Source organism: Candidatus Micrarchaeia archaeon (assembly GCA_041650355.1).
In the GTDB taxonomy this organism is placed as follows: domain Archaea; phylum Micrarchaeota; class Micrarchaeia; order Anstonellales; family Bilamarchaeaceae; genus JAHJBR01.
On the sequence record JBAZLI010000029.1, the window covers coordinates 1 to 10,399 of the forward strand.

Sequence of the window (10,399 nt, forward strand, 5' to 3'; positions counted from 1 at the left end):
AGTCAGCAGGGGACGCCATATTTGTCCTCGGGCAGACGGAGGACGAGCTTGGCGGCTCGGAGTACCATTCAGCCATCGGGAAAGCAGGCGGGCAGGTGCCGCGCGTGGCTTTCAGGCGGAATTTCCTGCTCTACAAAAAATTGCAGTCTGCAATCGGGAAAAGGCTTGTCGCATCCTGCCACGACTGCTCCGAAGGCGGGCTTGCGGTCGCGCTTTCCGAGTGCTGCATGGCAGGGAGGCTTGGCGCCGAGGTTTCGCTTGATACGGTTGCAGGCAAGAAGCTCTCGGCCGAAGCCGCGCTCTTTTCAGAGAGTGCCGGCAGGTTCGTGGTGAGCGTGAAGAGGAAAAACGAAAAGGCGTTTGCGAAGGCGATGCGCGGGGTGCCGCTTGCAAGGATTGGCGAGGCAAAGGCGGCAGGCAGCCTGGTGGCGGCCCTGAGGGGCGCAAAGGTTCTCGACGTGCCGCTTACTTCGCTTCTCGCCTCATTCAAAGGCGCAATGGACTGGTAGGTAATCTTCATGAAATCAAAAACCATTCTGAAAGCAGTGGAGGTTGAAGGGAGAAAGCCAAAATGCCTGGTTCTCTCTGGCTTTGGCCTTAATGCCGAAGCCGAGCTTGCGTACGCGTTCTCGCTTGCAGGCGCGGACGCGAAAATAGTGCATTTTTCAGACATCGCGTCAGGCGCGTCGAAGCTTGAGGATTACCAGATGTTCGCAATCCCGGGCGGCTGGTCGTTTGCGGATGAAATATCGTCGGGCAGGATTCTTGCGAACAAGCTGGGGAGCGCTTTCCGCGGGCAGTTTCTGTCGTTTGCAAAGAGCGGGAAGCCAATGCTTGGCATATGCAACGGTTTTCAGACGCTGGTGAAGCTGGGCGCGCTTCCGAACATCGGGCTTTCGTTTTCGCAGGAAGTGACCCTCCTGAGAAATGCGCGCGGAAGGTTCGAGAACCGCTGGGTCTACCTGAAGCCACAAAAGTCCGCCTGCAGGTATTTTGACGGGGTCGAATTCATCCACTGCCCGGTGAGGCACGGCGAGGGGCAGTTCATCCCAAAGGACAACGGAACGCTTACGCAGCTTGACAAAAAGGGGCTCATCGCATTGAGGTATGTCGGCAAGGATATGAAAGAGGGGGAGTATCCGGTGAACCCGAACGGCTCGGTGCAGTCGATTGCCGCAATCTGCGACACCACGGGCAGGATTCTTGCGATGATGCCGCACCCTGAGTGCTCGGTCCTGCGCACACATTTCCCGAATTTCCTCTCAGGGGTTTCATATGAGAAGAACAGCATCCGGCTGTTCTCAAACATGGTTTCGGCTGCGAAGGAATATGTCTAGTTTTCCATTTGTGCATCTAGCTAATTTTTTAAAAAATTACGCTCCCATCGGGACAGAGATATTAACTTAATGTTCTGTATTCTCCGACGTATTACGCTCTTATTTTAAAGGCTTCATTCCAGAAAAGGCGCATGGTCTCAGGTCTTGGCTATTCCAACTGGCGCAAAAGCATCACGCGCTCGAAGTGGATGACCGAGGAAGACAAGGCACTCTTTCAGAAGTTCGCCGAGGATGCAGTAGCCCATCAGATAGGGGACAGGCGCATCGAGAAATACAGGTCAGACCTCTCCATCTGCAACACGATCACGGGAAAGACGATTGCGCAGATGCTCGACGATCCGAGCGGCTCCGTCAGCATGATCAACGCCAGCAAGCAATACAAGCCCGCCACGAAGAAGGACGCGAAGAGGACTCTGGGCAGCCTTTACATCTTCAGGAAGACGGGACGGAGATCCCTGAAGAGGTTGTCCCTGGACGAGGCAGAGCTGTTCAAGCACGAGATAAAGGCGGGGGACAAGCAGCTCGGAAAGCCCATCATCACGAGGGAAGAAGTGCGGGAGCTGGCTAAATATGGCGACGTGTTTGACAAGGCGCTGATCTACCTTCTTTTCGAGAGCGGCACGAGGATCGGCGAACTGCTCCCTCTGAGAAAGTCAGACCTGTTCTTCACGAATGAAGGTCTTGACGTCAATGTTCCGCAGGGAAAGACTGGCGCGCGAAGGATAACAGTCGTCGAAGCCGCATCGTATGTCAGCGCGTGGCTGGAGAATCATCCGATAAAGAAGGGGGATGCCCCGCTCTGGATTACTCCGTCGAAAAAGCGCCCTCTGAGCTATCCCATCTCAGTAATGAGGCTCAGGGAGTGCGCTGAGAGGATGAACGCAGCAAGGAAGAAGGAAGGTCTGCCCAAAATGCTCAAGCCTGTCAATCCCCACAACTTCAGGCATTCACGCGCCACAGAACTCGGGGCGGAAGCAGGCATGACCGAGCAGATCATGGACAAATATTTCGGCTGGGAGATCGGCTCGAACATGGCGAGGACATACCTGCACCTCACAGACGAGCAGGTCAAGAAAGCCGTTCTGAGGACGTATGGCAAGGTCAAGCCCGAGGAAGAGAAGAAAGTCATCACCGAGAAGCTCTGCCAGCGCTGCAAGCTGAAGAATCCGATCGCGAACACCTACTGCTCGGCGTGCGGCTCTGACTTGAACAGCGGGAAGGTCGTCAGCACGATCTCAATCCTCGAAAACAAGGTCGAGGAGATGATAAAGAGAATCGAGAAGCTTGAGGGAACAAGAGCGAAAAACACTGTTAAGAGAGCCAACCGAGCTAGCGATTGAGTTCTTTTCTTATTCCTTCAGCAACTTGCGCGCCATATTGCTCATACGTTCTAAACCTTTCCAAGCTATTTACAAATAAAGGTTCGAGGCTCTGCATTTTTTCGTCCATGCTCTTAGGTTCATCTTCTCCAAGAGACAAAAGCAAGTGTGGGCATACATAATCATCAAAGAACCAGCCAAAGATGTCTTTAAAACTGAGAAGGATAAGTGGGCTCCTGTCCGTCATCAGTTGTGGATTTGTCAGACCAGCAATTTGTTCAAGATAGGCTTTAGTGAATGTAGAAAATCGAGGATCTTTCTTCAGACTCATGAGTGGGGCGATTTTATTCTTCATCATTCCCTTGACCTTCTTCTTTTCACCAGAACCCAACGCCATTCTATAATCGATGCCTCTAAATACGGCATCGTCTGTCCTTTCTGTTTCAGCGAGCCTAAAATCGATCCACTCAGAAGCAATCACGCCCCAATTTGGTCGATATTTTGTTGCAGAACCTGCGGCATAACTCTCCAGCATTCCTCTTTTTTGAAGCTTCTGGAGATTCTGAACCGCTGCACTGTGTGTATAGCGTAGGATATGCGCGATGGAGATGGAGTAGTCCTGCCCCCTCAACACGCAGAGGAGAACTGGAACTAGGCTATTCGAAAAATAAAAGCTATCCTCGTTTTTTCGTCGCATAGCGAACACTATGTAAGGTATGCTAACATAAGCTTATAAACTTTGCCTGATTTTATGTAAGTGGTGCTTACAATGGCACGTAAAATATCGACTGATGCGGCTGGCAAACCATATGCAAACATTCTGCTCCAAGGCGAAATTGTGGAGCGCTGCATCGCTGCCAGAGAAAAAATCGGAATCCCAATCACATCGATTGTTCGAATGGCAGTTCTTGACTGGCTTGCCCGCCACGACGGCGAAACGGGCATTCGGAAGGCGCGTATTCATGGCTGACACCGATCTTCGAATTCGAAAACTCTGTGATGCGATTACAGAGGAATACAAGGGCGAGCTTGCCGCTCTGATCGATGCAGACGGTCGGCTCGTCGTTCAAGTTCAGGGTGAGAAACATGTCGGATAAGCGATCGAAGAAGAAAAATCGCGACCGCCTCGTCTCTGAGGATGAATTCAGAAAGCGCGAGGAGGACGGAGATGTGTTTTCAGATGATTGATTTGTAAATTGGCACCAGCCGCTCCTGAACTTTCGACGGCTCTGGAAGCGGCTGGCGACCTCCGAAGAGGTGTATGTGGATGTGCAACGAAATTGAAAAGCATTTGGGAGAGTTGGCTTCTGTTGGGCATAAGCGCCCTAACGGAATCTTCTTTATCGACGGAGTTTTGAAGGCAGTCAGCCCAACTCATCTTTTCCTCAGCACGTCAAGAGGAGACGTGGCTCTCCTTCTTTCAGAAGTCAGCAAAATCGAGTTCAAATCTCAGCCGAAGCAGCTCGGAGGTGTTGGAGATGGCTAAAAAGAAACTCACCTCTGAACAGCTCGCAGTCCTCTATCTCCAGGAAAAAGCGAGCAATTCTTCCCTCGACATTGACGAGTTCTGCAAAAAACACGACATCAAGGCACATGGGCAGATCGAAGCGATCGACAAAATCGTCTGCGAGAAGGTGGAGGAAAAATCCACTCTTGACTTGGAAATCTTCGACCGTCCAATCCTCAATCCTAAGCGCTTTGGATTTGACTTCGATGGGGAATGCGCATTTCATGGGACTTATATTGGGGACAACGATTACAACCCAGAGCCGATTCTTATCAAAAGCGACAGGCGATACACCCGTCAGGCATTCTTCCCAGAGAAGAATCTCAAGTTCTCCGATTTCCCTCCCGCATCAGCGCATTTCCACCTTTATGGTTGGCAGCGCGAAGCAATCAAACAATGGGTTAGGACAGGGAAAATAGAGGACATAAGGAGGCTCTACTCGAAGGTCAAGAACTATCTCAAAAAATACGTCTATCATCCAGAGCCAATATTCCACGACGTAGTAGCTTGCTACATACTGGCGACTCACATCTGGATATGTTTCGACGCCTTTCCGCGCCTGATCATCACAGCAAAACCAGATAGCGGAAAGAGCCAGCTTGTCCGAGCAATCAGGAATCTCTGCTTCAAGCCAACAACAACTGGGGACGCGACAAAAGCGGCGCTCTTTCGTCTGGCAAACGCGACAGCAGGCGTTTTTGTCTTCGACAACTTCGACAATCTGCCAGACGAGCAGAAAAAGGACGTCATGCATTTCATCGAGATCAGCTACCAGAGCGATCTCCCAGTCTTTCGTGTGGAAGACAACTCGAAAAAAGGAGGCAAAGTCCCGACTGGGTTCAATGTTGGCGTGCCGCTTGTGGCGGCAACGATCGACCTTTCCGCCTTTTCACATGCTGCTCTCACGCGCTCGATCACCTTGGTCATGGAGCGCTGTGAGGTTAAAATCGACGAGCTTCCAGATGCAAAGCCGAGCGAAGACAGCAACTCGCTTAGGCAGGAGCTTTATGCATGGGGGCTTTCCCAGGCTCCTAGACTCCGCGCGGCTGCGAAGGACTATTGCTGTGATTTCACCGCTAGGCAAGCCCAAATAGCGAGACCTCTCCTTTTCATCGCCTCCCTTCTGGAGCAGTCTCTCCATGAAAAAATGAAAGTCTGGCTCTTCACCAATTTCGAGAGCTACCACTCAGAGGATGAGTTCTCTGAGAGAGTCCAGGTGGTGAGGGCGCTCTATGAGTGCGTAAAGGGAAGACAAGAGATGGAGGTTAAGGTGGCAGTCAAGGCGGTCTCCGAGATTCTTCTCTCGATTCAGGGAGTCGAAAAATATGACTCTCAGGGACGAGCCAACCCCCGTTATGCAGGCATTCTTAACGGAAAGGGACAGGCGGTGAGCGACTGTCTCGCAAGCATTCCGCTTTCCAGGAAAAAGATGATGAGGGGCATCACACACTACATCTTTCAGCGGGATGCCCTTCTCCGTCATTTCGCAAGATATGGGCTTCTCAGCCCCGAAGAAGCTCAAACCACCCTACCCTCTACACCATCTACACCATCGACACCCTCTACTCCCTCTACACCTTCTACACATACAACTCTCTACACTACCTCCGACGTAGAAGTAGAAGGAGTAGATGGTGTAGAAGCTAAAGAGGGCACGTCTGGATGTTCCAAAGTCCTCATTTTGAAGCCAACCCCTACCTGGAAAGGGGCGGACGGGCAGACCTACGGCTCCTTCGCGCCTGGAGATCAGCCCAAGCTTCCCGTTTCAGAAGCTGAATGGCTCGTAAAAACTCATTTTGCGGAGCATCTCGCTCCTGCCTTGCCTGCAAAGGCAGGGGATCACCCACCCATCACGCGCGGCTTGAAACAAGGTAGCGAACGCCGCGCTGATGCTCCTTGCCAGAACGAAGAGGGGGATGGGGCGCTTCCTCCCGCCCCGCCCCCCTCAAAGGAGGCGGAAAAATGAACATCTCAAAGAGCGACGAGCTTGGAATGACCAAGTCCTATCAGTTCCTCGTCCTCTCCACATTCGAGAAGCTCGGGGAGGCACATGCGTCCCAGGACAAGTGGAAATACTTCAGCTACTTCAGGACAGACCTGGAGATGCTCAAGTCCCGCCTTGATCCAGAAGACCAGCAAACCCTCAACGAGGATTTTCAGACTCTCAAGCGCATGCTGCGCGACATAGCCCAGGATCCAAGCCTTAATCCAGATCTCAAGAAGAAGATGACGCTCGAACTCCAGGAGAACTTCGCGGACGAGCATCGTTTCTACATCCAGAAAGCATTTCCCAAGGTTGGCATCCAGAAGCCAGAGCAGGAAGGCACGATGGACTACTCAAAGCATGACATCGACCAGCTTGCGCAGATCATCCGCGCTGGCAGCGCCAGCAAGTCAGTTCTGGAGCGCGTCATGTCGCGGTCGGACGGAGGGCGAGGCTGATGCAGACCTGCCACTGGTGCGGAGACGCAATTTCGGGAAAACCTCTCTGGCGCACGAATCCTTGGGATGATGACGTGCGCTGGTTTGCCTTCTGTTCGGAAGATTGCTATTCCTCTTGGAAAGAGGATTGGCGCGCAGTCATCAGACACGCGAGACACGAACGCTTGGGGGCGATATGATGGTGAAAACAAACGCACGCAAGAGGGGCAGGAAGAAGCCCAAGATCATGGAGGAGATTCTGATACCTCCTCCGCATGATCTCCAGCCACAGCCCGAATCTGACCACCAGGGCGCAGGATTCGAGCTGCGTGTCAATCTGACAACTGGTGAGGTTGGCTGCGCTGGTCGGGATGGGAAGCTCGTTCGGAAGACTACGCTGGCTCTCGTTCGGAAAATTCAGGAACATCGGTTCTACGATTTTCGGATGTATCGGTAGGTGTTCGCATGAAAACCTCCTGCATGATTGAAGGATGCACGCGCAAGGCAGTCCATAAGCTACTGGTTGAGGGAGAAGTGATAGGGTATTACTGCCAGCACCACGCAGAAGACTTCTCCAGATTCCTTCAAATGGAGTCCAGCCCATCATACGGAAGTTTTCATTATACACGGCATGGCACCAAAATGTCTTCTCGTGCTATTATATATGGTTAGATGTTTTGCGGATTGGAAAAGTTCCGAACACTTTGTTTTGATGGCTCAATCGAGCCGAACGTGCGGGCGCGCGCCCGCGCGCGCTCGAACCGAGCCAGGGTGTCTCTTTTCCAGCTTGACAAAATAGATAAATGATAAAGTAGGGGGTTGGTTTTCATGGAAGAAGAAAAGGAAAAGGGAGCCGAGGCGTCCCTCAAACTTGTCAATACACCAAGCGAATCGTCAAGCATCCAGCTCCCCCAGTTTGAGGCACGGGAGGAGGCTGGGCAGCTCCAGGTCAAGCGCAAGAAGCCCGACCAGGTCAATCAGTCCAGCGACTTCTGGCTCAAGCAGGAGGATGTCCTCAAGCTCATCGGCTCCGCGCGGAGCCTGCGCGACCGCTGCATCCTCAAGCTCCTCTACTTTGGCATGCTGCGCAGGAACGAAGCCCGCAGCCTGCGGATTGAGGACATCGACTTTCCCAGGCACAGGCTCAACCTCCACATCACGAAGCGCAGCAAGCCGCGCAGCGTCCCAATAACCGAGCCTGGAGTCTTTGACGATCTGCGCCTCTACCTGGAGAAGCGGGCGACTGGCTGGGTGTTCGTCTCCAAGTCCAAGGATGGCAGGCTCTCCAACACCGCGATAAACGACATCGTGGGGCTGACCGCGCAGCTCGCGGGCATAGCGAATCCGAACCCGAGGCTGCGCAAGCTCAACCCCCACATCCTGCGCCACTCCTTCGCGCGCCACCTGCGCAGGCAGAGTCCGCCCATTGCAATCGAGGTCTTGCAGAAGCTCCTCGGGCATAAGAGCGTCAGCACGACCATGAACATCTACGCAAGCGCCGACCTGGACTTCATGGAGGAGGAGCTGAAGAGGTGTTCATCGAGATGAAGCCGCACCACGTCAGGAAGGAGATCGAGAGCTACCAGCGCTTCAGCCGCAAGCTCGTCCTCACCAACATCTTCAGCATCGTCCTCTCTGGCGCTCTGACTGCCCTGGTGAAGGAGCTGGTCGGCGGGGCTGCTCCTATCTTCCCCACCTGGATGTTCGCATGCCTTGAGATCACCCTTGCTTCGCTCGGGCTCTTCTGGCTCACGAAGAACGTGAAGTGATCAGTCCTTCTTTCTTGAGAAGAATATCCAGGCGACGATGAGTATGGGGAGGAAAAGGATCTTGCCCGCATTCTCTGGAGACATCCCGAGCAGGAAACTCAGGGCAATCGAGCCGAAGAACGCCGTCAGCCCAGACTGGAGCAGGACGTCGGTCGTTTTCTTTTCCACATTACCACCTCAGTCTTCCAGGGAGATGAGATACTCCACTGCCTTGTAGAGCGGAGGGAGAGCTGCGAGCAGGGTGATGAACGAGACATACGCCTTGCAGCCCAAGAAATTCCCCAACAGCATCAGCACCGTGTAGGGGATAAAAGTCCCGACCATGACGAGCGCGCCCTTTTCCAGGTATTCCTTCTTCTTTTTCTTGCTCCTCGATTTTTTCACATAGTCATAGACGGTCATGCCCACCAGGAAGATGAACGCGAGGTAAATGAAAGCTGCGTCGATGGCGTCAGAGGAGCCCGTCAGGTAGGCGCTGATGATCCCATACATAAGGGATAGGATGATGACGGCGAACATCCCCTTTAGCAGAAGCTCTTTCGAACACATGCACCTCACCGCGCATTATTCTCAGAGCCGTTTTATTATGCTTCGCATGAAGCTAATGCACATCATTAATCCCATAATCAAAGTTCCCTTTTTTCACGTCGTAAAACTGCATTTTCCAGAACCTTCTCACGTCGTAGAAAGACAGGATTAGGATTTAAATAACCTGATTCAAATTCTTATGCCAGCGGCACACGATCGGGTGTGTTTGCTGGAGTCGATGAGAATGAAGAACCTTCTTGAGAAAGACGTGCGCTGCGAAGGCGCAAGCCTCGGTAGGGGCATGAGCATCACGGAGTTCGTGATCTCCCTCATTGTGGTCGCCTTCGTGATCTACCTGGTCGGCATACCAGTGATCAAGACTGCGATCTCCAATGCCGCACTGACTGGGACAGACAAGACCATCGCTGACGTCGTTCCGACGCTGCTCGGTCTGATGATGTTCCTGCTCTGCGCGAGGGGGCTCAGCGGACAGGTCGGAGGCTAAGCGCCATTCGCTTCTTGCCATGTTTGCTCTTGGTCGGAGGATTCGCGGACTCCGATGACGTCCAAGAGCAGACCGTTTTTTCAGAACCTCTATAAAGCAAGCCGCCCATATACTCTTGTGGGTGGTGTGGTGAAAGACTTTTTCTCAAAGAACAAGCTCACGATAGTCTCCGCGATCCTTGTGCCTGCGGTCGTGGCAGCTCTGTTTGGCGCGCTTGCTGGCATCGAGATAACCGCTGGCGGTGCTTCAGTGAGCTTCAATGCCCCGCGCGCAATTGGTGGCGTCCTATCTATGGAGGTGCTGTTGCTTGCGTTCTGGCTGGCGAAGAAGCTGCATGCTGGGGCGCTCTCTGCACTTGGCAAGGGCAACAAGATAATGGACGAGAAATTTGGAAAGAAGAAGCCTTGAGCCCCTCATTCTCGAAGCAGTTTTGCCTCGGAAGGCAGCCTCCCAACATGATAAACAGTAAAAAGATAATCAATTTCTACGGCGTTAAAATTAGGGATTTTAAAAAAAAGAATAGCGCTCCCATCGGGATTTTCATCCACCAAAAGCCTTTCTTTTGGGGGTTGAAAGACCTTTTCTGGTTAGAAAAGGGATTTCATTTGAACCCGAGTTAGAGCCTTTCTTCAAGCCTCCTTCAAATCGAAAAAGGGTTGTGAGAGGGCTCCGTCCTTGACCGGGATGTCCGGCTCGCGCCGACGCACAATCGCGTCGAAGTCAGCCACTAGACTATGGGAGCGCGAATGGGATTAGCATCGAAACGTATAAAAAAGAGGGGGGGTGGGCCCGCCCGGGATGTCGTCGCCCGCTTCGCGAGCTGAAGATCGAACCGGAAGTCTTAATGGGCCCGCCCGGGATCCGCTGGAGCTGCGGCTCCACCGTCCCGCCAACTTCTGCGAAGTTGACGGTCAAACCGTGAGTTTTGTGCTGCAAGACGGGGTTGAACCCTCAAGGGGATAGACGAGAAACAGGCTGCCCCTTAGGGAGTGGGCCCGCCCGGGATCGAACCG

Annotated in this window: 15 protein-coding genes and 1 tRNA gene; 12 read left to right on the forward strand and 4 right to left on the reverse strand. The window is 53.0% G+C overall.

What is annotated here, in order from left to right:
* From WC488_02875 to WC488_02885, 3 genes are all read left to right on the forward strand, one after another.
* Window positions 1-509: AIR synthase-related protein (locus tag WC488_02875; protein ID MFA5077345.1), on the forward strand; the 509-nt coding region annotated here is incomplete at its 5' end.
* Window positions 510-518: 9 nt separating this feature from the next.
* The gene (locus WC488_02880) at window positions 519-1,337 is read left to right on the forward strand and encodes a phosphoribosylformylglycinamidine synthase subunit PurQ (GenBank protein ID MFA5077346.1); all 819 of its coding nucleotides are present in this window, start codon (window positions 519-521) and stop codon (window positions 1,335-1,337) included.
* A gap of 131 nt (window positions 1,338-1,468) precedes the next feature.
* A complete protein-coding gene (locus WC488_02885; protein MFA5077347.1) occupies window positions 1,469-2,677 on the forward strand; it encodes a tyrosine-type recombinase/integrase in 1,209 nt (402 codons plus the stop codon).
* Here WC488_02885 and WC488_02890 read toward each other — a convergent pair.
* On the reverse strand, window positions 2,667-3,353 hold the full coding sequence (locus WC488_02890) for a hypothetical protein (GenBank protein ID MFA5077348.1): 687 nt from the start codon (window positions 3,351-3,353) through the stop codon (window positions 2,667-2,669). The genes WC488_02885 and WC488_02890 overlap by 11 nt on opposite strands.
* 72 nt (window positions 3,354-3,425) lie before the next feature.
* On the opposite strand from WC488_02890, the gene WC488_02895 reads away from it, so the two are divergent.
* From WC488_02895 to WC488_02925, 7 genes are all read left to right on the forward strand, one after another.
* Window positions 3,426-3,626, forward strand: a complete 201-nt coding sequence (locus WC488_02895; GenBank protein ID MFA5077349.1) for a hypothetical protein — start codon at window positions 3,426-3,428, stop codon at window positions 3,624-3,626.
* A 297-nt stretch (window positions 3,627-3,923) separates the two neighbouring features.
* The gene (locus WC488_02900) at window positions 3,924-4,142 is read left to right on the forward strand and encodes a hypothetical protein (GenBank protein MFA5077350.1); all 219 of its coding nucleotides are present in this window, start codon (window positions 3,924-3,926) and stop codon (window positions 4,140-4,142) included.
* The gene (locus WC488_02905) at window positions 4,135-6,129 is read left to right on the forward strand and encodes a hypothetical protein (protein MFA5077351.1); all 1,995 of its coding nucleotides are present in this window, start codon (window positions 4,135-4,137) and stop codon (window positions 6,127-6,129) included. Before WC488_02900 ends, WC488_02905 begins: the two co-directional genes overlap by 8 nt.
* Window positions 6,126-6,605, forward strand: a complete 480-nt coding sequence (locus WC488_02910; GenBank protein MFA5077352.1) for a hypothetical protein — start codon at window positions 6,126-6,128, stop codon at window positions 6,603-6,605. Before WC488_02905 ends, WC488_02910 begins: the two co-directional genes overlap by 4 nt.
* A 175-nt stretch (window positions 6,606-6,780) precedes the next feature.
* Window positions 6,781-7,041 (forward strand): hypothetical protein, encoded by a 261-nt coding sequence (locus tag WC488_02915; protein ID MFA5077353.1) that lies wholly within the window; start codon window positions 6,781-6,783, stop codon window positions 7,039-7,041.
* 371 nt (window positions 7,042-7,412) lie between these two features.
* A complete protein-coding gene (locus WC488_02920) occupies window positions 7,413-8,132 on the forward strand; it encodes a tyrosine-type recombinase/integrase (GenBank protein ID MFA5077354.1) in 720 nt (239 codons plus the stop codon).
* On the forward strand, window positions 8,129-8,353 hold the full coding sequence (locus tag WC488_02925; protein MFA5077355.1) for a hypothetical protein: 225 nt from the start codon (window positions 8,129-8,131) through the stop codon (window positions 8,351-8,353). The genes WC488_02920 and WC488_02925 overlap by 4 nt, the downstream gene beginning before the upstream one ends.
* Here the strand turns inward: WC488_02925 and WC488_02930 are convergent, their stop codons facing one another.
* Together WC488_02930 and WC488_02935 are read right to left on the reverse strand one after the other, a co-directional pair.
* Window positions 8,354-8,521 (reverse strand): hypothetical protein, encoded by a 168-nt coding sequence (locus WC488_02930; protein MFA5077356.1) that lies wholly within the window; start codon window positions 8,519-8,521, stop codon window positions 8,354-8,356.
* Between the two features lie 9 nt (window positions 8,522-8,530).
* The gene (locus tag WC488_02935) at window positions 8,531-8,902 is read right to left on the reverse strand and encodes a hypothetical protein (GenBank protein MFA5077357.1); all 372 of its coding nucleotides are present in this window, start codon (window positions 8,900-8,902) and stop codon (window positions 8,531-8,533) included.
* A gap of 217 nt (window positions 8,903-9,119) precedes the next feature.
* Here WC488_02935 and WC488_02940 point away from each other — a divergent pair, with 217 nt between their 5' ends.
* Both WC488_02940 and WC488_02945 read left to right on the forward strand, forming a co-directional pair.
* Window positions 9,120-9,386, forward strand: a complete 267-nt coding sequence (locus WC488_02940) for a hypothetical protein (GenBank protein MFA5077358.1) — start codon at window positions 9,120-9,122, stop codon at window positions 9,384-9,386.
* Between the two features lie 129 nt (window positions 9,387-9,515).
* The gene (locus WC488_02945) at window positions 9,516-9,794 is read left to right on the forward strand and encodes a hypothetical protein (protein ID MFA5077359.1); all 279 of its coding nucleotides are present in this window, start codon (window positions 9,516-9,518) and stop codon (window positions 9,792-9,794) included.
* Between the two features lie 115 nt (window positions 9,795-9,909).
* Here the strand turns inward: WC488_02945 and WC488_02950 are convergent.
* A tRNA-Glu gene (locus tag WC488_02950) sits at window positions 9,910-10,128 on the reverse strand.
* Window positions 10,129-10,399: the final 271 nt, after the last annotated feature.